Raw genomic sequence first — 22,452 nt, forward strand, 5'->3', positions numbered from 1 at the left:
ATAACAAATTCAATTGTTAATTCTTCTAATCTTTATAGTGCAAACGTTATAACGTTTATTTTATCTGAATTTATCATCACTACTGTAGAAGATACATAATTAATAGTAAATAATGGGTAATTGCTAATCTTAAATTTTAAATTATTTAGAGTAATATTAATTTATTTTGATGGAGATAATAAATATGGGCATTCAAGTAGGACAAAAAGCACCAGATTTTACCGCTACTAGCGTAATAAATCAAGACTTCAGAACTCTTAAATTATCAGATTATTTAAGTCAGTATGTCATTTTATTTTTTTATCCTCTGGATTTTACTTTTGTTTGTCCCACAGAAATTATTGCCTTTAGCGATCGTCATGATGAATTTAAGGCTTTAAACACGGAAATTTTAGGGGTTTCTGTGGATAGTGAATTTGCTCATTTAGCTTGGATTCAAACAGAGAGAAAACAAGGCGGTATTGGTGACATTAATTATCCTTTGATTTCGGATTTAAAAAAAGAAATTAGTACTGCTTATAATGTGTTAGAACCTAATGCTGGAGTTGCTTTAAGAGGTTTATTTATCATCGATCGAAACGGCATTATTCAACACATTACTGTTAATAATCTTTCTTTTGGTCGTAGTGTCGACGAAACTTTAAGGGTATTAAAAGCCATTCAATATGTGCAATCCCATGATAATGAAGTTTGTCCTGTCGGTTGGCAAGAAGGGGATAAAACCATGAATCCTGATCCTGTAAAATCAAAAGTGTATTTCTCCACTGTTGAAAAAGAAACCAGAAATGAAGCTACCTAGATCAAATTAACCATAAAAAAATTAAGTTGATCAAAAAGTATTAAATGTAATAAATAATTGAAGTAAATCAATTCTTATTACTTTTCTCTGTTTTCTATTCTCTTTTCCCTCTCTTTACCTAACACCTAATCTTTATCAAAAGACTGTGAAGTAAACCCTAATTATCAATAGTTTTTAGCCATTTTGCTTCTTCAATTACCGATCGTAAAGAAATTAGATTATTATGATTAAACCAATGATTAAAGGCTTCTTTTAAATTACCTTTTCTTAAGGCTTGGACTCCATCACTAACAGAAACGGCAATGTGTTGCATCACACTAGAATCTCGGTAACAATCCATCATACAAGCTGTACAATTATCCCTAATACGTTGTGAACCATCAAATTCAGTTATATGACACATCGGTTCAGCCCAATTATGACAGCGATAAAGGTTTAAAAACCAGTCTAAGTAAAAAAATTTCCACCCTCCCAAACAACCAAAATTCTCTGTTTCTCCTTTTAGATGTCGTTGCATATCTTCAATAGAAGCTGTTGGATTAACTACATGAAACTCTTTTTTTAAGGCTTTAATAGCTTCAAATCTTTGGTCTAATTCTTCTTTGGTATAATCGACTAAATTCGATTCTGCATAACCTAAATAAGACGAGGCAAGAGTGGTTAAAGGATAAGAAAAAGTTACACTGTCAAAACCCAGAGATTCTAAAAAAGGCGGTAGTTGTTTATAGTCGTCAATTAACCGTGACATGGTGACAGAAGCTGTTGTACTGATATTATACTTCTTAAAGTGTTGATTAGCTAATTTAATTCGATCGCAAACTCCCCTTAAACCTCTATTTTGTTCATGTTTTGTTACTTCTGAAGCATCGATCGAAATAATAACACTAACTAACCCTGTTTTTGCCAATTCATCTATCCTATCTTTAGTCAAAAGTGACGCATTAGTGACTAGCATAGGTGCCATCCCAATACTAGAAGCATGAGTAATTATTTCCATTAGGTGAGGATGTAGCATCGGTTCACCTCCTACATAGATAATAAAATAAACTCCATTTTCATAAAGAATTTCGGCCGCTTGTTTTGCTTCTTCTAAACTAACATAACGGCGTTGTTCGATCGGCATTTTATCTACGGCAAAGTTGCAAAATCCACAAGTAGCATTACAAGCACTTGTAATAGCAAACTGACACATACTAGGCCCACCATCAATAATACTTTCTTTTGCTAACTGCCAAATACTTTTCTTTTTTTTGGGGGAGATACTTTCTTTATTCATTTATATTATTTTGTTCTGAGTTATTATTAACCTGAGTGACTTATAAAATTATCGGAGAAGATAAGGTGTTAGGTATTAGAAATTAGCTCAAAGAATTGATGAAAAAAATCTGGCGTTGATTTTATCAAGATTAAATCCATTAATCAAAAGCAGTCAAAAATTAACCTAAAACTTAACTTCTAAAGTCCAAAACCTACTAACATCAAAGATTATTATCTCGAACTGAGGTTATTATTAAATGATAATCACTCGATCGCAATAAATAACAAAATTACCTCTTTTTTCTTTAAAAAATATCATATTCAAACTCGAATATCCACAAATTTTATTTACTTATCAAAATAATATGACACAAGTTACCGATAAAATAGATTTAAAATCTCTATATGAAATTGATGATCATTTATGGTTAGAAAAAACCGTAGATTTACTAAAAGAAAAGCGTTTTAATGATTTAGATTTAGAGAATTTAATTGAGGAATTAGAAAGTTTGAGTAAAAGAGATAAAGCTAGAGTCGCTAGTTTATTAGAACAAATTATTCGACACTTATTAATGCTACAGTATTGGAGTAAAGAATATGATAGAAATAGCAATCACTGGAAAGTTGAAATAATCAGTTTTCGTAACCAATTAGACAATAACTTAACTAATAATTTAATTATTTATTTAGAAAAAGAATTAGATAAAATTTACAGTAAAGTCTTACGATATGTAAAACAAAAAACTGAAAATATAGTTGATTTTCCAGATACTTGTCCTTATAGTTTAGAACAAATTTTAGATGATGATTACTTTTAGATAAATTCTGGTTAAATTAGGTAGCAAAAGCAATTACTTTTATAGCAATCCTAGGTTCGTTGTGAAATATTGGTGAGGGTAGAAGTCAGGCAATAGACACAAGGCCAGAGGCAATAGTTAGGATCATTGATTATAAACAGTCTTAATTTAATTAGGATCTGCTGTTGAGAGTCAGAAGGCTATAAAAATTAAAAGTTTAGGCACATTACATTAACAAAAATGTTTAGTTTATTTACTTTTGACCAAAAATGGACTTAATTTTATGTCATCAAACGGCCGATTTTGACGCACTAGGTGCAGCAGTTGGTTTAACAAAGCTACATCAAGGAGCAAAAATTGTTTTAACTGGTGGTGCTCATCCTTCCGTGAGAAGGTTTTTAGCTTTACATCGAGATGAATTTGATTTAATTGAATTTCGTAGTGTTAATCCTCAAAAAATCAGACGTTTATTTATTGTGGATACTAACCAGTTCGATCGACTAGGAAAAGTAGTAGAATGGTTACACTTAGAACATTTAGAATCAATTACTATCTACGATCATCATGAGGAAAATCATCCTAGTAAAAATGAGCATATTAAGGCCACTACCATAAAGCATATAAAAAAAGTGGCCAGTTGTGCCAGTTTAATTTGTGAATTTTTGCAACAAAACGGAATCACTCTGACTAATATCGAAGCCACCGTTATGGCTTTGGGTATTCATGTTGACACCGGCTCACTTACTTTTGAGCAAACCACCCCTAGGGATGCTGCCGCTTTAGCATGGTTAATGAGTCAAGGGGTTAATATGCGTACTTTAGGAGAATATGTCGAGCCTAGTTTATCTCCCCAGTTACAAGAATTATTGCCCAAAGTATTAAAAGATTTGCAAACCGAGACGATTAACGGTAGTTGCGTGGCATGGATTTTGTTAGAAACTCCTAACTTTATTGCCGGATTGTCTAACTTAACTGAGAGAATTAGAAATTTAGTAGAAATTGATGTTTTATTATTTGGACACTTTTACAATAAACATAAATCTTCTCAGCCTTACCCCCTTACTGCTAAATCTGGGGGTGACTTCTCAGAAAATAGCAAGATAGAAATACGGGAAGAAAAAAAAGTCCCTACAGTTGGGGATTTAGAGGCGAATTATGATAATAAAAAAATAATTACACTTGATAATTTAGACGTTAATTCTGAAAGTAACAAAGGAAAATTAACCGTCATTGGACGAAGTAAGTTAGAATCTGTCAATTTAGCCTCTATTTTTACAGATTTTGGCGGAGGAGGTCATAGTAGTGCCGCTTCCTTTTGTTTTCGTTGTGAAAATCCTCAAGATGTGATCGATAATTTATTACATCGCATTAAAAATTTAATTCCTCCTCCCCTCATGGCAAGAGATTTAATGTCATCTCCTGTGCGGACAATTCGCCCTTCCACTACTATAGAAGAAGCTCAACGGATTTTACTACGTTATGGGCATTCAGGTTTATTCGTCGTTAATAGTAAAGCAGAATTGCAAGGGGTTATTTCTCGCCGTGATATTGATTTAGCTTTACATCATGGTTTTTCCCATGCACCTGTTAAGGGTTATATGACAAAAAATGTGCAAGTTATTCATCCTGATACTTCTTTAGGAGAAATTGAGGGGTTGATGGTAAGTAATGATATTGGTAGATTGCCTGTTATTGCCGATAATGAGTTGTTGGGTATTGTTACTCGTACCGATGTTTTAAGGTATCTTCATCAAACTAGGCAAAACATTGATAATTTTACCCAAGAAGAAAATTCTCCTTTGTTATCTTGCCTTTCTCCTTCTTTAGCGAAACATTTACATCCCCCTATTTGGACGTTATTACAACAAGGGGCTAGTTATGCACAAAGTCAAGGATGGCATCTCTATTTAGTAGGTGGTGGGGTTAGAGATTTATTGTTAACAGAAGAATATCAAACTTTTTCTTTACAAGATATTGATTTAGTCGTCGATGGTTTTCACCGCACAGCAATTACAGGGGCAGGAGTAAAATTAGCGGAAGCGTTACAAAGTTTTTATCCTCAAGCCCGACTGAGTATTCATGGAGAGTTTCAGACGGCGGCGTTGTTATGGCATAAAGACGAAATTTTAGATTCATTATGGGTGGACATTGCCACCGCTCGCACGGAATTCTATCCTTATCCAGCGGCCAATCCTGAAGTTGAATCTTCCTCTATTCGTCAAGATTTATATCGTCGAGACTTTACTATTAATGCTTTAGCTATTCGTCTTACTAATCCTCATGGTGGTGAGTTATTAGATTTTTTTGGTGGTTTAGAGGATTTACGATCGAATCTTATCAGAGTTTTGCATCCTAATAGCTTTATTGAAGATCCTACCAGAATTTTTCGGGCGGTAAGATTTGCGGTGAGATTAAATTTCACCATTGAGGCACAAACGAGAGAATATATTAATTATGCTATTTCCTGTGGAGTTTATGAAAGAGTCAGCCTCGAAAAAACCTCTATTCCTGCTTTAACAACTCGTTTAAAAGCAGAGTTAAATTATATTCTTCAAGCTCAATATTGGAAACCTGCTTTAAAATTATTAGCTGAAATTAATGCTTTAAAATGTCTCCATAATAATTGTAAATTGACTCCTCAATTGTGGTGGCAAATTCGTTGTCTCGATCGATGGTTAAAATATTATAATTTAGATGAAAAAAATCAGAAAGTATCTTCTTGGCTATTAAGACTAGAAATTATTTTGGCATCCTTTGAAGAAGGAGTAAAAGTCGCAGAAAATTTGCAATTACCGAAAGATAGTATTGAAAGATTAAAATATCTATCAATTAATAATGAAAAAATTAAAACCGAATTATTTTCTTATCAAAATATCAGTCAAAAAGTAAAATTTTTATCAAGTTATCAATCTATTTCTTTGCTATTAATTGCTGTTAAAAATAATAAAAACATCAGAAGCACTATCTGGAAATATCTAATGAAATGGAGTAAAGTTAAACCTATTTTAAATGGCGATGACTTAAGAAAATTTGGTTATAAACCAAGTAAACAATATAAACAAATATTAACTGAAATACAGGGATTATATTTAGACGGAAAAATCAATAATTTTCAGGAAGCGAAAAACTTGATTTTTAAAAAATATCCTTGTTATTAAAGAAGTTTAATTTTACTTAAATTTTTGATAAAGGTAAAGGAGTATCAGGAACAGAAATTAGGTCAATTAATCCCAATTGGATATAGGGTAACATTAATCTTGTCATTGACATTATATCTTGATTTAATTGTAGGCTTAAATCTCGTAAAGTATTTTTGCCGTTAAACAATTTCATCATGATTTGATAAGTTTTTGGTGAGGTTTTTTGTTTTAGTTGATCTGATTGACGAACTAGGGGACAATCATTAGGAAAACGATCGGCTAATTTTGCACCTTGCCATTTTTGCCAATCTTCCCATGCTTCTACAATAACCTGATCTGCATCAATAAAAACTAATTGACTCGGTAAAGATTGAGAAGTATTTAACTGAAAAACAATTTCCATCGCTTGAGTAACATCGAATAAAATTTCGACAATGGCATTGCGTATAATTTGGCTTAATTGTTGTCTAGTAACTAACTGTTGTTCTAACCAATAATTTAATAACTCATATTCCCAACATTTCTGTAAACTATCTTTATTTAAAGCCTTTTTGTCAATGGAAGGTAAATAAGTAATTAAAGCCGGTGCAAATCTCGTCACATTTCTAATCCATCTTCTTACGGGATGTTTACCGCCAGTTGCATAAATAATTCTTCCTAGGTAAAGATAAAAAGTCCATTCTTCACCTTTGGATGATCCCAATATTAATTCGCCAGTAAACTGAGGTTGTTTGAGAGTTTGAAATAGATTAGACTGTCTTGAACCGATAAATTCTCGAATAGGAACTTTAGGAGATTTGCTGGATTCTGTCATTACTACAATTTACATTCAGTGATTAAGGTTACTAAAATTGATCTTATGATGAACAGTGATGATGAAATAAAATTTACACTAACATTCTTTAGTTTATCTTTATTTGAGCAAGTTCAATAAATATTTTAGGGAATAAAGAAAGATGATGAAAACCAATACAATTCTACAAAATTTGATGAAGGAAGTGGAAATCAACGATTACCTTGAACTAAGTCGTAAAAGTCAGGTTTCAGAATTACAATTTTATCGTTTAGAAAATAATTTACTAGATCATATCCCTTTGGGAGTGTTAAAGAAAATAGCTCAAGTTTTCAATATATCTGTCACCATGTTGATTGAAAAGTTAGAGAATATAGATGATCGAGATTCAGGGACAAAAAATGAGGAATTAACAACCAGTATAATAAATGAATATCAACGGGAAACTATTTCTATTTTAGAGTCTTTGCTATTGCAATTACCAACCTTTAGTTATGCGGTAAAAAATAATCCTGATTTGCCGGCTATTCGTTTGTTACCTTTACTTGAACCACTCAATAAGTTATTATCCTCTTGGGAGATAGACTCGATCGGAAAAGTTGGTGATATAGTTACTTATAATCCTCAAGAACATGAATTAATGGATTATGGTGATGATGATAACCCTACCCAAGTGGAAATACGTTATGTTGGTTATCGTCAAAAAGATAAGTTGTTATACCGTGCTAAAGTAAGCCCTGTAACAATAAACAATGAATAAATTATTAACTTATTTATGGTTTTAAAAGAAATTAATGATACGGAAAGTCTTGTCAAAGGTTTTCAGGCTTTATCGGATAGTAAAAGGATGCAGGTATTAGATTTGTTGCGCACCAGAGAATTATGCGTTTGTGAAATTACGGAAATTTTAGAAATATCTCAATCAAAGTTATCTTTTCATCTCAAAACTTTACGAGAAGCAAATTTAGTTAATACTCGTCAGGAAGGGAAATGGACATACTACAGTATAAATCTAGTCAAAATGGTGGTTTTAGAACAATATTTATCTGAATTTAGACGATCGATCGTGACACTTCCTACTCGCATTTGTCAAGATTAATTGAGAATTTTAAAAGAAACAACTTGATTGTAGAATTAAAAAAATTCAATTACATAACAGTTCTTTTTTGACGGTTTCATTCGCCCGAAATCCCACTAAAACCCCTTGATTATTTTTGACAAATAAAGGTCTTTTTAAAAGCATAGCATCCTGAGCAAAAGCATCGATCCATTGTTCTTGCGTCCATGTATTTTTTTCTTCTCCTAAAGCACGATAAGATAAGCCAGAAGTATTGCGCATCGATTTTATTCCCAAAGATTTTACCCAATTTTCGATCGAATTTTTTGAAGGAGGATGTTCTTTTGTATTGATAAATTGATAATTTACGTTGTTTTCTTCTAACCATGTGAGAGCTTTTTTACAAGTACTACAATTAGGAATTCCATATACTAATAAAGTCATAATTTTGAGTCAGATATTAAATATTTTCAATAAAAGGTGTTAGGTATTAGGTAGTAGATATTAAGTTAAATTAAAACTGCGGGTTTTATAACAATGGAATTTTTAAAATGATTAAGACTATATTTAGGTGATAGCTAATTTATCATAACTACTCTACAAAAGTCATTCTTTATTAAGTTATTTAAGGTTTTTAGATTAAATAGAAAACTCATTTTTGTTAAAAATATCAAGGATTGTTTGTTTTTGTTCATCATCATATCCCCATCGATTTAAAAAGTCTTGATAAACTCCTTTTTTATCTTTTATAGTATTAGTTAAAGAAATTATTTTTTCGTTACTTTGTGGTAAAGATAATTTATTTATTAACATTAAACTTCTTTGAGTAACTCCATAAGATTTTTCCGCCATTTCTAAATTATTATTTCTAGTATGGGTTATTTTCATTGCCGTGGACATTGCCACATTTTTGACTAATAATTCGCTGACAATTTCTGGAGAAGTTTTTAAACCTTCAATAATACCTGATGATACTCCATCGACAATAGAATTTTCATGAGTTAAATAAGTAACAAAAAACCCCCTTGCTCCATTTTCTGTTAAAACTAAAGAAGATACGATCGAGCTTTTTTCTGACTCAGATAATTGAGGTATTTGTTCAATAAAATTTGTGGTTAAATTGATGGCTTCTTCAAAAGTAATATTTTCATGAGCAATTAAATTCATTTTTTTTTTTAATTTTTTCCACATAAAAGTATTATATAACTATCTGATAGAGCTATTTTTGTAGTCAAGATTTACTGCAAAAAACTTTAACTCCCCAAACAAACATTTTTATATGTTATAACAAATCTATAGATATTCTGGTTCAATAAAATGACTTCTTTATCATCTTCACAACAAAATTTTCATATAAGTAATAGAATTACTTTTGGAATGACAACTACAGATATTAATAAACTCGATCGTGTAGGAATTAGTACTTTTATTACAGAACAATTAAACTCCAAAAATATTGATATTTCTGCTAATTTAACTGATAAAATTAATGAGTATCAAGGTTTAAAAATGAATGTCTCAGACATCTTTAAAAACTATTATGTAAAGTATCTTCTCTCTGATGAGGGAAAAGAAAGTTTATCTGATAAACAAAAAAAATACATAAAGCAAGAAAGACGTAAATTTTTTAATGAAACCTTAGATCTAAAGATTTATAAGTCTGTAAATAATCCTCGTCAATTAGAAGAATTAATGACAGATTTTTGGTTTAATCACTTTAACGTTTTTGCCAATAAATTACCGAATTATCAAAGATTTTTAATTCATAATTATGAGACACAAGCAATACAAGCTCATGCTTTAGGGAAATTTCGAGATTTATTACAAGCAACGGCACAACACCCATCAATGTTATATTACTTGGATAACTGGCAAAATGTGAGTCCCAGAGATAAAAAATCCTCTAAAGGTTTAAATGAAAATTATGCGAGGGAATTGATGGAACTCCATACGTTGGGAGTAAATGGAGGCTATACTCAGGAAGATGTTATTAGTTTGGCTCGTATTTTGACAGGATGGGGAATAATGAATCAAAAAACCCCTCAAAATGAAAATGGATTTTATTTTTTTGAAAGTTTACATGATTACGGAGATAAAAATTTTTTAGGTCATACAATCAAAGGTTCTGGTATAGAAGAAGTTTATCAAGCCTTAGATATTTTAGCTTATCATCCTTCAACAGCTAATTATATTAGTTATAAATTAACTCAATTTTTTGTAGCAGATAATCCTCCTAATAGTCTTGTGAAAAAACTTGCTAAAACTTTTCTGGATACTCAGGGAGATATTAAGATTGTGTTAGGAAAATTATTTGATAGTGAAGAATTTTGGGATAGTAAATATTATGGAAATAAATTTAAAACTCCTTATCAATATGTGATTTCTCTTTTAAGAATAAGAAATATAGAAAATCCTCCTTTGACTTCAACAATGGCAACTTTAAGAGATTTAGCCATGTCTCCTTATAATTGTGTAACCCCTGATGGTTATAAAAATATTCAATCAGCATGGTTAAGTCCAGATGCTATGATAAAAAGAGTTAATTTTGCGACTAATATATCTAGTGGTAAAAATGAAAAAATAAATAATAATTCTCAAGTTAATCCTCGTACATTTTTTAAAAACTTTACTGATTTTTTCTCTAGTAAAACGATCGAGCTTATTAAAAATACAGATCAAAAATGGCAGTCAGCTTTAATATTAGGTAGTCCTGAAATGATGTACAAATAACTTTAATAAAAAATTATGAAAAGAAGAACTATTTTACAACAAATGGCATTATTCACTGGTAGCTTAATCATCCCTATCGGTGTTAATAGTTGGGTAGGTAAAACACTAGGAAAAACTGTCTCACAAAAAAAATTAATTGTGGTTTTTCTAAGGGGGGGAGTTGATGGTTTAAATGTAATTGTACCCCATGAAGAAGATGAATATTATGACAATCGCCCGACGATCGCACTTCCAGCCCCTAATGAAAAAAATGGAGTATTAGACTTAGATGGTTATTTTGGTTTAAATCCCGTTTTAAAAGATTTAATGCCATTGTGGGAAAAAAAACAACTGACTTTTGTTCATGGTTGCGGTTTGACAACAAATACTCGATCGCATTTTCAAGCACAATACTATATGGAAAATGGTATTCCCGGCAGTGAAAAAGTCACTCAAGGTTGGATGAATCGTTTATTAGCCATTTTAGGGGAGAAAAATCCCACTCAAGCGGTTAATGTGGGCTCGACAACTCCTCAAATCTTAACTGGTTCTATGCCTGTGGCTAATTTACCTAGAATAAAAGAGAATATCAAAAAACAACCCCTTGATCGTTCAGAAATAAATCAAATTTTTACTCAACTTTACAATGGCAATGATCCCTTAAGTTTGGCTTATCAACAAGGCAAACAAACAAGAGAAATATTTATGAGGGATTTAGAAAAAGACATGATGGAATCATCAAAAAATGCACCTTCTAGTTCTAATTTTGTTCAAGAAGTCAAGCAAATAGCTACTTTAATGAAAGGAGAAGCTAACACTCAGCTAGGCTTTATCGATTTGGGTGAATGGGATACCCATGTAAATCAATCCGCCGCTTTAAATCAACGATTAGCACCTTTAGGAAAAGGATTAGCCACTTTAGTTAAAGAGTTAGGAGATACTTATAATGATACTACTATCGTTGTAATGTCAGAATTTGGACGCACAGTGAAAGAAAATGGTAATAAAGGAACTGATCACGGTAGAGGCAATGTAATGTGGATTATTGGTAAAAATATTAAAGGGGGACAATTTTATGGAGAATGGCAAACATTAAAACCAGATCAATTATTTGAAGGTAGAGACGTTAATGTTTCCACAGATTTCCGTGAACCGATTGCGCATATTTTAAGTAAGAATTTTAACTTATCGGAACAATTAATTAGTCAAGTTTTACCCAATTTTAATCAAAAAAATAACCTTAATTTTTTATCTTGAGAAATAAGTTAAATAACTCTTAATTTTAAGGATTACTGTCATAACGTTTATTTTCTGCATTATTGCAATTAGAAGTTGCCGTACTATCATAAATTCCTGTTCGTATCATACCGATCGAGGAAATAATAATACATTTACCTGTTTCTTGCATAGCAGTACCCGAAAAATTTTTGCGTCTAATTTGTAATACTTGAGCATTGGCAGTTGTTCCTTGATATGCAAATGCAATAGTTTGAGGTAATGTACCTGCACTAGAATTAATATCAACAATACTAGAATCAACCGTTATATTCTCTAAAAGACACCCTTGAGTAGTGGCTGTTACCCCAGTAGTGGCGATCGTAAGGGTACAAGTAGCACTCTGACGATTGGCATTCAGTTGGGCTTCTAATAATGCACTTCTAATTTTACTAAAGGCTTCATTAACCCTTCCTTGTCTTTGAGAAGCCACTAAACTAGGAGCGCCGATGGCACTGACAATTCCCATAATCACGAATACAACCACTAATTCTAATAAACTAAAACCACTTTCTTTATTCATCAAATTAAGAACAACTAAGCGCCGCATTGGGTATAACCTCCGTTGATAGTTCTGCTAATGTATTATTTGCTCCACTACCTTTATATCGTGGATGAGTCGTACCATATTCAACAAGATAAGCGATTCTTAGAATATTTCCAGAATTAGTATAAGTGCGAGTAACATTATAAGATTTGGTATTTACTGTCACAGTTGCCGTAGAAGCATAAACACCATCAATAAAATCTTGTAGCCTTTGTCCATAGGTAGAACCGCTACAGGCATTAGCTTTAGTGGGAGTTAATCCAGAAGCCTCCGTGGGATTATCTAAAAGAAAAGCCTGATAACGAACCAACTCTAAATCCTGTTGTAACCAGTTAGCCGCATCTTGTTTATCTTGGGCTTGTACCCTCAATAATGTGGCTAAAACTGTCGCTTGTAATGAACCGAGTAAAAACCCACTAAGCACTAAAATTGTTACTAGCACTTCGAGGACTGAAAATCCTCCCTGTTTTTTACCTTTACGATCGATCGACATAAACTTGAATAACATCTTTATTTAATAACCCTTGATCAAGTTAAAAATTGTCAGTAATTTGTTCCCTTTCTAATTTCCTTTTCTTTCCCATTTAACAATATTATCGATTTTGGGGGGGATATTTGTCGGCATCAAACCAACGGAAGCCCAGTCAGTAATATCTTGAACGACGACGACTTGACCAGTATTAGAACCACAAGTACTAGGAGGGTTAAACATTCTCGCCCATACAGCACCAGTAATACCATTACCACTACCTGTACCTGCCGCTCCTACAGCGTAATCAGGTGCAAATACAAAGCCGAAAAGTTCTGCACCACCAGCTAAACAAATATGGGGTTCTTGGCTTGTAGCTCCCCCAGTATTCTGTCCATAACCCAAAACCTGCAAATTTTCTCGTCTAAAAACACTAGGACTTCCTAAAAGATAAGTAACAACTTTAGTCGTTGAATTACAAACGTAGCCAATTCCAATGTCACAACTATTATCAATTACCTGACTACCACCAATATCAATATTACCATAGAGATGCAGAATAACCTTTCTTCCTGGCACAATTTTAATTTGTTCTCCTCCATTGAGTTCAATATCATCAACTTTGTATTTATAAACTGGAACACTATAAGTCGTGCCGTTATGAGTAATAGATTGAGTTTCGATCGGTGAATCACCATTTCTAGGCAATCTCAAGGAATCGTCAATATCACCTAAATCATAGTAGTTAGGATTTGTATCAGAGGGCGGAGTTGGTAACGGTGGAAACTGAATACTAGAAATAATTACACTATTACCCGGCATGATATTCAAGCCCATATTTTCACAATCAGGCACTAACAAAGTAGCATTGATAACACTATTTGTGGGAGAACCAATTTCTTGGCTACTAATCCAAACTCCAGGTAAAGGCACATTAACTGTTGCTTTTTTCAAAGGAATAGCTACTTCGATTTTCGTTTTGGAATTGTTGGGGTTAGAAGCAAATAAATTAGACAAAGAGGTAGCATTAGGATTAATTTGACCTTCAACGGTTAAAATACCATGACCATAGGTTTGTCCTACAGCGACAGATCCTGCTAGAGTTTGAAGCGAAGAAGTCGTAACACCTGATGTATTAAGATTAACGTCAGCTAAAGTATAATTTGTTACCTTAAATCCACCTTTCTTAAAATCTGCCGCCGTGGAAGCGTTATTTATTACAGTATCTCCATTAGTTTTAAATGTATCTACTAATGTTGCAACGGTTGTTCCCCCTCCTGAGCTAGTTAAAGCAGAACAGGTAGAATTAGAACCAGACGTGTTACTAAAAGTTCCTTGTACTTGCATTGTACCTGCTTGAGTTGCCCATTGATCTAGTGGAAATTCCGCAACTTTTGAGTTTTTTGCTAGAAAATTGTGAACTCTTGTTACCCCTAATTCTGCGACTCCCATCGCTTGTTTTGTAAACTCTCCTGCTTGAGCATTCGTTTTATCTTTAGAAGAACTTAAAACGGATAAACTACTAGCAATAAGGACAAGTAAACCAATACTCATCGCAATAATCAAAGTATTACCTGTTTCCTTATTTTGGCCTTTTAAAATATTACTCCGATAAGCCCATACTAATAAGTTTCGTAAGTCTTCCGTGTTTTTTTTCATTTTTGTAATCCCTCTTTCAATCTTAATTTTTACTTTAAAATTCTTAATGTATTTTTGTATAGTTAAAAATATAATTATTCTATTTTTTATGATAACTTTAAATTAGGGTTTAAGTATTAGTAATTTTACTGAATATTTATAAAATATCTTCTTTCACTTTTCAAAACTTACTTAATTTTTATTGATAATTCTTAAATACGTCTTAGATCAAGTTCGGATGATCAATTGTCATTACGAGCCATAGAGAGGAATCTCCGGTATACTTCAATATATTGAATTAAGATTACATTTCTATTTTTTTATAAGTAATTATGGGAACTTGATATTAGCTTACTTTAGGTAATTGATAGTGATTAAGTTGAGCTAATTTTAATAAACTATCTATAGATAAATCTTCATCAATAATCAACCAATGGATACCATAACCAGAAAGAGAAATCTTATATATATTGCGTTCCGTATTATCAGCTTTTAGTAATTTTTTAGAAATATTAGATAAAGGAAAACGGTACATCTGACTATCGATCGATATAATTAAATCATTACCTTCAAACTGGATTTGTTCAACTTAGTGTAATTTTTTCGTTATATATCTTCTTTTTAATTTCTCTAATACCTTTATTGTTCATGTCATAGATTTAATAATAGTTTTTTGGGGATTGCAATGTGGGATATTCTCGATCGACCTAATTCAGTTAAAATGGAATATTACAGATTATTAAAAAAAAATCCTATATCTGTCAAAACTCTATATTAATTAATAATTATTCAGTAATGCTACTAACAGAAAAATCTACAGCAGAAAAATTAATCTTAACTTCTGATTCTCAAAGTTCCCCCAATCAAAGATTATTACCTCTTACTGCCACTATCAACGAACAAAATCACCTTGAAATAGGTGGTTGCGATGTTACTGAATTAGTAACTCAATTTGGTTCTCCTTTGTATATTCTCGATGAAAAAACCCTGCGTACTTGTGCGACTCAATATCGGGATGCTTTTAAAGAGTTTTATCCGGGTGAATCTCAAGTTATTTACGCCTCTAAAGCATGGAGTTGTATGACGATCGTCAGCATTTTGGCTAGTGAAGGTATCGGTTTTGATGTGGTTTCTGGCGGAGAACTTTATACAACAACTAAAGCCTTAGAAATCAGTGGTTATACTGAAAATCAAATTAGCGATAAAATCTATTTGCACGGTAATAATAAATCTGTAAGTGAGTTAGAACTTGCGATCGATTCTCAGTGTAAAATAATTGTAGATAACTGGTTAGAATTGGAAACCCTAGCCCAATTAACCGCTCAAAAACAGCAATGCGTTAATATTTTAATTCGTTTAACCCCCGGTATTGAATGCCACACCCACGAATATATCCGTACTGGGAGCATCGATAGTAAATTCGGTTTTTCTGTCCATCAACTAGAAGCAGTATTTACTTTTGTCAAACAGCAGTCATATATTAATTGTATTGGTTTACACGCCCATATAGGTTCACAAATTTTTGAATTACAACCTCATCACGACTTAGCAGGAGTTTTAGCTGATTGGTTTAAAAAAGCTCTTGATTATGGTTTACCCGTGAAAGAGTTAAATGTTGGTGGTGGTTTAGGTATTCGTTACACAGAATCTGATGATCCCCCAAGTATTACAGCATGGGTTAAAACTGTTGCTACGGCAGTTAAAAAAGCCTGTGAAGAAAGAAATTTAGCCCTTCCCAAACTTATTGCCGAACCCGGTCGATCGATGGTTGCAACAGCGTGTGTTACTGCTTATACCGTAGGCGGAAGAAAAGTTATCCCTGACATCAGAACTTATGTATCGGTAGATGGTGGAATGTCAGACAATCCCCGCCCAATTACCTATCAATCTCTTTATCAAGTAGTGATTGGCAATAAAATGCGTGAAGGTAATACAGAAAAAGTTACGATCGCCGGAAAACATTGTGAATCAGGAGATATTTTAATCAAAGACATTGAGATTCCCGATACCCAACCCGGAGATGTGTTAGTGGTATTAGCAACAGGAGCTTATAACTACAGTATGGCTTCTAATTATAATCGTTTAGCTCGTCCTGCGGCGGTTTTAGTCAATCAAGGAGAAGCAAACTTAATTATTCGCCGTGAAACCTATGACGATTTAGTTAAACAAGACTTAATACCCAGTCGGTTAAGTTAATCTGAGTTTTAGGCGATTTGTGAAAAAGAAAATGCCAGTTTTTGGGAAAATGTCAATTTTACCGGCAATATTCTAAAAACTGCTAATAATTGGTGGGCAATGCTCACCCTACTTTTAAACCACACTTTGTATTCTCCCTTGCGACTTTGCGAGAGATAGAAAATCTAGTTCATTGATTGGAAAAGCGCTGTAAAGTCTCGTCGTAATTCCTAATTAATTACCTATTGGGGGTATTGAATCTTTGAGATAACTCAATCAAGATAAAAAAGAACAGAATTACAGAAATGAGCTTAAATCGTGAAAAATTGTCAGAATATTGCACTCAAAACTTTACTTATCTCCTTATTATTATCTAGTTGCACTCCTAATCAAGTCACCCCAGAAGAATCTATTGCTCAAGCCTCTTTAACTCTAGTTGCTAATGGAGAAGATTTTGTTCGTCAAGGATTTGTTAGCAAAGACGGATGGCGTATCGATTTTAATAATGTTAATGTTACTCTAGGAGAGACGATCGCTCATCAAACCAATCCACCTTTTAGTGCAGAAGGAGAAGGAGAGTTACAACCGATAAAATCCATTTCTATAATTGATAAACCCGTCACTATTAATTTGGCAGAAGGAGACGAAAATGCTCCTCCTATAAAAGTTACAGAAGTAATCGCTCCGATCGGTCAGTATAATGCTCTTACATGGAAATTAGTTAACAATAATTTTAATAGTATCGTTCTTGACGGCACGGCAACTAAAGACAGTAAGACTATCAAATTTACTATTAATATTCCCTTAGAATTAAGTTATGTTTGTGGAGAATTTATCGGGGATGAAAGAAAGGGAATTTTAGAAGAAGGAAAAAGTGCCGAATTAGAAACAACATTTCATTTTGATCATATCTTCGGAGATAAAGAAACCTCTGCTGATGATGAATTAAATCTTGGAGCATTAGGATTTCAACCTCTGAGCAATCTTGCTACCAATGGAGTTTTAAATACTGATTTATCTAGTTTAAAAAATAGTTTAACTCCAGAAGATTATGGTAAGTTAGTAGATAATTTTAGATCTTTAGGACACGTTGGAGAAGGGCATTGTCGATTGTTACAATAGATTGATTTCTTGATTACCCATAAACACTAAAGTAATTAGGAGTTGCTGGAAACGTATTTTGATGAGGGAAGATGTTAGGTTTTAGGTAAAATAATGAAAAATCAAGATTTTGAGATTTTGTGTAGTATATACATAAATAAGCTGGTTCTTAAAAAAATAAGTGAAAAATGCTAGGTTTTTGAGTAATAATTACTAAAACTACGCACTTTTTGTTGATGTAATATGCAGAAACCCCTGATTTTAATAGTCTTCTGATTCCCAACAACAAACCCTAATTAAATAATCTGATAAGCTAAGATCCATCACACATATAGGAATAATATATATATCTCGTAAACACACACAAAATTTATCTATGAAAAAAACAATTTTTGCATTACTTTTGTTAATAGGAATGGCGATCGCACCTTCTGTGTCGGCTGATGATAAACCTCCACGCAACGCCAAACCTTTATCAGAAATTATAAAAAATTTAGAGAATACAGGTTATTCTCCTATAGTTGATGTTGATTATGACGATAATCAAGGTTGGGAAATCAAAGCCTATCGTAATAATCAAAAACGAGAATTAAAAGTCAATCCAGTATCTGGTGATATTCTCAGTGATAAACAAGAGGATTAAAGAGTGGCGAAAGCAAAAGTAACGTTAAATTCACGACACCAAATACCTACGGATTTAAAATCATTGATGTTTACATGATCAGGAATAAGATAGCGTTGTCCACCATTAAAACTTTTTAACATGGCAACATTAAAATATTCTGTTTGTTTGGGATTAACTTCTATTTGAGCGTTACGGTGTAAAATTACTTGGACATCAGGACCTTTTGCTGTGGTAAAATCACTGCTTAATTCTAAATAGCGCTTGCCATTTTCAGTAATTATTTTAACTTCTCCTGTAGTTTGTTTTTCCTGTTTAACAGTGACAAATTTACCTGTTTTAATAGGATTTTGAGCTATAATTACAGGGGTTACATTGTTAGCTTGAACTGGAGTTGAAAGTTGGTTCATCATAAATAAACCACTACCGGAAATAATTAATGCGATCGCAGAAAGTTTGACGGTTTTGAGTTGAGAAATTTTCATGGTTATGACTCCGAAATTAATTTATTCTTTTTATTGATTACTATTGTGTCGATCGAGTATGAGAAGTGTCTGGCTAGTGTCTGAGAAAATAATCAGTCGAATAAAATCTAAATGAGGTATCGATATAATTTGCCTGAATAAATTTTCAGTTAAGCTAAAATAAGATTAAATTGAAAATCACAAAATATTATTAATTAGAGTTTACTAACGTATTGTTTTAGTAACAATGAGCAACAAGACAAAAATAAAAAACTTTTCATAACACGAAACTATAACCTTTGCAGGTATATTCAGTAGATAGAAAATCAAAGAAAATGATGAGGAAAGTAGAAAATCGTTAGTATTCAGTCACACTCCTTAAAATGATCAATCAAACCCTTTATTTTTAATAAATTTTAGATGTTTTTTTCTTTTTCTGACTTCTAAACCTACCTACCAATTTTTCTATTTACGGATATTAATTTTTTCCTATTTAACCTATTACTATTAAATACGCCATCTTCCTTATGAATACTTCCACTTGCTCCAAATCTTCTTTAAAAATTCGTGCCATACAGTATCGTGATCTTAATTCTGTTTCTACTTTATTACAACAACGGTTGTCGATCGAATATAACAATTGTCAAGCACTTTTGCTAGAGAGAGTGCAAAAATATCAAAGTTTTTATGGATTATTAGAGTTATCAAAATTATTCTCTGTAAGCAATGATTTTTATATTTATGTCGCAGAAAAAGATCAACAAATACAGGGTTTAATTCAAGTTGCACCCTTTAATCATACTCGTAGCACTTGGAAAGTAGAACAGGTTTTGATTAATTACAATACTTCTATTAGTCATTTACTTATCGGTAATCGTAGCATTGGCTCACAACTCCTGCGACACTGTTTTGAAAAAATTTGGGAAGCTAGAACATGGGTATTAGAAGTAAATGTAAATGAGAAAAATACTTTAGGATTATATAGAGAAAATGGTTTTCAACCCCTCGCACAAATAACTCATTGGCATTGTCCACCAACCTTGTTACAAAAGTTAGCACAACAAGAACCTAATTTACCGAATTTATTACCCGTTAGTAATGCTGATGCAAAACTACTCTATCAATTAGACTGTGTTTCCATGCCTCCTATGCTACGACAAGTTTTCGATCGTCACATTGATGATTTTAAAATGGGATTGGGACGTTTTATCCTTCAACAAATTCAAGGATGGTTGACTCATAGTTCAGAAATTAGTGCTTATGTATTCGAGCCTCAGAGAAAAGCGGCCATCGGGTATTTTAAACTATACTTATCAAAAGATGGTAGTAAACCTCACGAAGCAATTTTAACGGTACATCCTGCCTATACATGGCTTTATCCGAAACTTATCAGTCAAATGGCTACGGTAATTCAATCATTACCTCCTCAATCTTTATTAGTCACTTCCTCAGACTATCAACCAGAAAGAGAAGAATATTTAGAAAAATTAGGTGCAGAAAGAGTTGATCAAAATTTACTAATGTCTCGATCGGTGTGGCATAAATTGCGAGAAGCTAAACCCTTAGAATCCTTAAACCTTCCCGAAGTCTTAAACGGTTTAAAACCAGTACATACACCTATTCCTACCCCCTGGATAAAATCGTGGTTAGAAAATACCTATAATTCTTCATCCTTACCAAATCATCCTGACTCCCATAATTCTAATGAGTAATTAAAGGTAGCTGAAAAAGTATTCTGGTGAAGGTAGGTGTTAGGTTTTAGGTAAAATAATGAAAATATGGATAAATACATAAAAAAACATCTGGAATATAATAGCTATTGTTCATATTTTTTCTCGTCTTTATTCATCCCACAAATGATAAGAAATATCCCGTTCAGAAATTATTTTATTAATTATCGGCCATTCTATTTTAAAATTAGGATCATCAAATTTAATTCCCTTTGCACATTCGGGATAATAAAATTCTGACATTTGATAAAACACTTCGCTATCATCTTCTAAAGTTTGAAAACCGTGAGCAAAACCTTCAGGAATATAAATCATTTTATGATTTTTTGCAGTCAATTTTTCTCCAATCCAATGCTTAAAAGTCGGCGAATTTTTCCGCAAGTCAATAATAACATCATAAATAGCTCCTTGAGTACATCTGACTAATTTTGCTTCGGGATAGGGAAGATTTTGATAGTGCATTCCTCGCAAAGTTCCTTTAATTTTATTGTAAGAAATATTGCATTGTACAAAATTAGAATTTAAACTATATTTATTAAATTCTTTTTGACAAAAACTTCGTGCAAAAAAACCCCTTTCATCAGTTATTTTTTCTGGTTTAATGATATATGCGCCTTTGAGTTTCGTTTCAAAAAATATCATAATATTAAACTATTTTTAACTCAGGAATAGGAATAATAAATTTACCTCCTTTATCTCTATATTCTGCTTGTTGTCGTAAGATTTCGTCTGCAAAATTCCAAGTTAATAGTAAAACATAGTCTGGCATTATTTCTAATAATTTAGCAGGATCATAAATTGGTAAATGTGTTCCAGGTGTAAAATATCCTTGCTTAATCGTACTACGATCGACAACGAAATCGATCGTTTCTTTCCCTAACTTAAAATAATTTAACAATGTACTACCTTTAGCGGAAGCACCATAAACCGCAATGGTTTTATTTTCTGCTTTTAATCTATGTAATAAATCTATTAAATTAATTTTTAATTTTTCTACTTTATGAGCAAAATTTTCATAATAATAAAATTGATTAATTCCTAAGTTTTGTTCTTCTTTTAATAAATCTTTTATAGTTTTTAATTGAGATTTATTTTTACCAATAAATAGACGTAATGAACCGCCATGAATCGATATTTTTTCCCCATCAAAAATAGTAAGATTATGACGGTTAAACAAGTTATCCAGTGCCGTCAAACTAAAATAACAAAGATGTTCATGATAAATAGTATCAAACTCACAATGATCAATTAAATCTTTTAAATAAGGTACTTCAATTACAGCTATTCCTTCAGGTTTTAATAAAATATTAATACCCTCAACTACCCCGTTTAAATCTGCTACATGAGCTAAAACATTATTGGCATGAATTACATCAGCTTGTTTATTTTGTAATTTTAATTTTTTTGCTAATTCTGCATTAAAAAATTCGGTTATCGTATTAATTCCTTTTTCTTCTTGGGCAATTTTAGCAATATTTTGAGCAGGTTCAATTCCCAAAACGGGGATATTTTTTTGCTGATAATTTTGCAATAAATAACCATCATTACTAGCTATTTCTATTACTAAACTATTTTTATTTAATTGATATTTATTAATAATATAATTTGCAATATTTTGGGCATTTTCTAAAGCGGTATCAGAAAAAGAAGAAAAATAAAAATAATCCTTAAATAATATTTCTGGTGGTATAGTCTCAGTAATCTGTACTAAATTACAATCGGGACAAAAAACCACATCTAAAGGGTAAATTGGTTCGTCTTCCGTTAATTGTTTTTTAGTTAGTAAGCGATTTGCTAAAGGTGTTTTCCCTAAAGATAATACTAAATTTAAGTTTAAATTTCCACAACTACGACAAGAAAAATTTTGCATTATTTTATA

The 22,452-nt window shown here is 32.1% G+C and carries 22 protein-coding genes; 11 read left to right on the forward strand and 11 right to left on the reverse strand.

From position 1 onward, the window contains the following. Nucleotides 1-184 precede the first annotated feature (184 nt). Complete coding sequence (locus GM3709_RS01830) at nt 185-799, forward strand: peroxiredoxin (protein ID WP_066115723.1); 615 nt, start codon at nt 185-187, stop codon at nt 797-799. Between the two features lie 157 nt (nt 800-956). Here the strand turns inward: GM3709_RS01830 and GM3709_RS01835 are convergent, their stop codons facing one another. Then, on the reverse strand, nt 957-2,075 hold the full coding sequence (locus GM3709_RS01835) for a radical SAM protein (protein ID WP_066115725.1): 1,119 nt from the start codon (nt 2,073-2,075) through the stop codon (nt 957-959). Nucleotides 2,076-2,421: 346 nt separating this feature from the next. Between GM3709_RS01835 and GM3709_RS01840 the strand changes: the two genes are divergently transcribed. Continuing rightward, nucleotides 2,422-2,874: a DUF29 domain-containing protein gene (locus tag GM3709_RS01840; protein ID WP_066115727.1), complete on the forward strand. Its 453-nt coding sequence runs from the start codon at nt 2,422-2,424 to the stop codon at nt 2,872-2,874. A gap of 248 nt (nt 2,875-3,122) precedes the next feature. Then, nucleotides 3,123-6,011: a CBS domain-containing protein gene (locus GM3709_RS01845; protein ID WP_066115729.1), complete on the forward strand. Its 2,889-nt coding sequence runs from the start codon at nt 3,123-3,125 to the stop codon at nt 6,009-6,011. A gap of 16 nt (nt 6,012-6,027) precedes the next feature. On the opposite strand, the gene GM3709_RS01850 is transcribed toward GM3709_RS01845, so the two are convergent. Next, nucleotides 6,028-6,807 carry a DUF4388 domain-containing protein gene (locus tag GM3709_RS01850; RefSeq protein ID WP_066115731.1) on the reverse strand — a complete coding sequence of 260 codons (780 nt, stop codon included), beginning with the start codon at nt 6,805-6,807 and terminating at the stop codon, nt 6,028-6,030. Nucleotides 6,808-6,949: 142 nt separating this feature from the next. Between GM3709_RS01850 and GM3709_RS01855 the strand changes: the two genes are divergently transcribed. Beyond that, entirely contained in the window at nt 6,950-7,546 is a 597-nt protein-coding gene (locus GM3709_RS01855; RefSeq protein ID WP_066115733.1) for a helix-turn-helix transcriptional regulator, read from the forward strand. A gap of 15 nt (nt 7,547-7,561) precedes the next feature. After that, nucleotides 7,562-7,885, forward strand: coding sequence for a helix-turn-helix transcriptional regulator (locus GM3709_RS01860; protein WP_066115735.1), 324 nt, complete (start codon nt 7,562-7,564; stop codon nt 7,883-7,885). Nucleotides 7,886-7,930: 45 nt separating this feature from the next. On the opposite strand, the gene GM3709_RS01865 is transcribed toward GM3709_RS01860, so the two are convergent. Further along, nucleotides 7,931-8,287: a Spx/MgsR family RNA polymerase-binding regulatory protein gene (locus GM3709_RS01865; protein ID WP_066115737.1), complete on the reverse strand. Its 357-nt coding sequence runs from the start codon at nt 8,285-8,287 to the stop codon at nt 7,931-7,933. A 195-nt stretch (nt 8,288-8,482) separates the two neighbouring features. Beyond that, on the reverse strand, nt 8,483-9,010 hold the full coding sequence (locus tag GM3709_RS01870; RefSeq protein WP_066121668.1) for a hypothetical protein: 528 nt from the start codon (nt 9,008-9,010) through the stop codon (nt 8,483-8,485). A 150-nt stretch (nt 9,011-9,160) separates the two neighbouring features. Between GM3709_RS01870 and GM3709_RS01875 the strand changes: the two genes are divergently transcribed. Together GM3709_RS01875 and GM3709_RS01880 are read left to right on the forward strand one after the other, a co-directional pair. Then, complete coding sequence (locus GM3709_RS01875; RefSeq protein ID WP_066115739.1) at nt 9,161-10,573, forward strand: DUF1800 domain-containing protein; 1,413 nt, start codon at nt 9,161-9,163, stop codon at nt 10,571-10,573. A 15-nt stretch (nt 10,574-10,588) separates the two neighbouring features. Then, the gene (locus GM3709_RS01880) at nt 10,589-11,809 is read left to right on the forward strand and encodes a DUF1501 domain-containing protein (protein ID WP_066115741.1); all 1,221 of its coding nucleotides are present in this window, start codon (nt 10,589-10,591) and stop codon (nt 11,807-11,809) included. A gap of 25 nt (nt 11,810-11,834) precedes the next feature. Here GM3709_RS01880 and GM3709_RS01885 read toward each other — a convergent pair whose 3' ends face one another. The 4 genes from GM3709_RS01885 to GM3709_RS01900 form a co-directional block, all read right to left on the reverse strand. After that, nucleotides 11,835-12,377: a prepilin-type N-terminal cleavage/methylation domain-containing protein gene (locus GM3709_RS01885; RefSeq protein ID WP_066115743.1), complete on the reverse strand. Its 543-nt coding sequence runs from the start codon at nt 12,375-12,377 to the stop codon at nt 11,835-11,837. Next, nucleotides 12,355-12,882 carry a type II secretion system protein gene (locus GM3709_RS01890; RefSeq protein ID WP_144439389.1) on the reverse strand — a complete coding sequence of 176 codons (528 nt, stop codon included), beginning with the start codon at nt 12,880-12,882 and terminating at the stop codon, nt 12,355-12,357. Before GM3709_RS01890 ends, GM3709_RS01885 begins: the two co-directional genes overlap by 23 nt. Nucleotides 12,883-12,936: 54 nt before the next feature. After that, nucleotides 12,937-14,502 carry a hypothetical protein gene (locus GM3709_RS01895; RefSeq protein ID WP_066115747.1) on the reverse strand — a complete coding sequence of 522 codons (1,566 nt, stop codon included), beginning with the start codon at nt 14,500-14,502 and terminating at the stop codon, nt 12,937-12,939. Nucleotides 14,503-14,827: 325 nt separating this feature from the next. Next, nucleotides 14,828-15,061 (reverse strand): DUF2442 domain-containing protein, encoded by a 234-nt coding sequence (locus tag GM3709_RS01900; protein WP_144439390.1) that lies wholly within the window; start codon nt 15,059-15,061, stop codon nt 14,828-14,830. A 215-nt stretch (nt 15,062-15,276) separates the two neighbouring features. On the opposite strand from GM3709_RS01900, the gene lysA reads away from it, so the two are divergent. From lysA to GM3709_RS01915, 3 genes are all read left to right on the forward strand, one after another. After that, nucleotides 15,277-16,677 (forward strand): diaminopimelate decarboxylase, encoded by a 1,401-nt coding sequence (lysA, locus tag GM3709_RS01905; RefSeq protein WP_066115749.1) that lies wholly within the window; start codon nt 15,277-15,279, stop codon nt 16,675-16,677. A 297-nt stretch (nt 16,678-16,974) separates the two neighbouring features. Beyond that, on the forward strand, nt 16,975-17,778 hold the full coding sequence (locus GM3709_RS01910; protein ID WP_066115751.1) for a hypothetical protein: 804 nt from the start codon (nt 16,975-16,977) through the stop codon (nt 17,776-17,778). A gap of 355 nt (nt 17,779-18,133) precedes the next feature. Then, entirely contained in the window at nt 18,134-18,400 is a 267-nt protein-coding gene (locus GM3709_RS01915) for a PepSY domain-containing protein (protein WP_066115753.1), read from the forward strand. On the opposite strand, the gene GM3709_RS01920 is transcribed toward GM3709_RS01915, so the two are convergent. Further along, nucleotides 18,397-18,864, reverse strand: a complete 468-nt coding sequence (locus GM3709_RS01920) for a DM13 domain-containing protein (protein WP_066115755.1) — start codon at nt 18,862-18,864, stop codon at nt 18,397-18,399. The genes GM3709_RS01915 and GM3709_RS01920 overlap by 4 nt on opposite strands. Nucleotides 18,865-19,370: 506 nt before the next feature. Between GM3709_RS01920 and GM3709_RS01925 the strand changes: the two genes are divergently transcribed. Then, complete coding sequence (locus GM3709_RS01925) at nt 19,371-20,555, forward strand: GNAT family N-acetyltransferase (protein ID WP_066115758.1); 1,185 nt, start codon at nt 19,371-19,373, stop codon at nt 20,553-20,555. 129 nt (nt 20,556-20,684) lie between these two features. On the opposite strand, the gene rfbC is transcribed toward GM3709_RS01925, so the two are convergent. Next, a complete protein-coding gene (rfbC, locus tag GM3709_RS01930; protein ID WP_066115759.1) occupies nt 20,685-21,215 on the reverse strand; it encodes a dTDP-4-dehydrorhamnose 3,5-epimerase in 531 nt (176 codons plus the stop codon). Between the two features lie 4 nt (nt 21,216-21,219). Further along, nucleotides 21,220-22,443 carry a class I SAM-dependent methyltransferase gene (locus GM3709_RS01935; RefSeq protein WP_066115761.1) on the reverse strand — a complete coding sequence of 408 codons (1,224 nt, stop codon included), beginning with the start codon at nt 22,441-22,443 and terminating at the stop codon, nt 21,220-21,222. Nucleotides 22,444-22,452: the final 9 nt, after the last annotated feature.

Origin of the sequence: Geminocystis sp. NIES-3709, assembly GCF_001548115.1 — a bacterium.
Lineage (GTDB): Bacteria > Cyanobacteriota > Cyanobacteriia > Cyanobacteriales > Cyanobacteriaceae > Geminocystis.